Origin of the sequence: Catenibacterium sp. CAG:290 (assembly GCF_000437715.1) — a bacterium.
GTDB classification, from domain to species: Bacteria; Bacillota_I; Bacilli_A; order Erysipelotrichales; family Coprobacillaceae; genus Catenibacterium; species Catenibacterium mitsuoka_A.
This window is the reverse complement of sequence record NZ_FR898855.1, coordinates 5,238-5,469: the sequence shown is the minus strand read 5'-3', so window position 1 is coordinate 5,469 and position 232 is coordinate 5,238. Positions and strand designations below refer to the sequence as shown.

Below are 232 nucleotides of genomic sequence, written 5' to 3'. Positions count from 1 at the left end.
CAGAAGGAGAAGGTGTCTTAGAACTTCCTTCTCTTTATAAAAAGAAATACTCTGATACAAGAAATGTATTAATAGAATGCCGTGAGACACAATCTCACAACTGTATTTCATTTACTTTACCACCTCATTCTCAAAAAGAATTCATGATTGCTTTCACTGATCCTAATGCATATCAGGATACACAGAAGCTGTTTAGTAGAAGTATTGATGAATGGCTCAAAGAAACACGTCA

1 pseudogene is annotated in these 232 nt (G+C 34.5%); it reads left to right on the top strand.

Annotated features, from left to right (window positions below):
• A pseudogene (locus tag QVO42_RS08325) lies at positions 1-232 on the top strand (hypothetical protein); the annotation flags it as partial.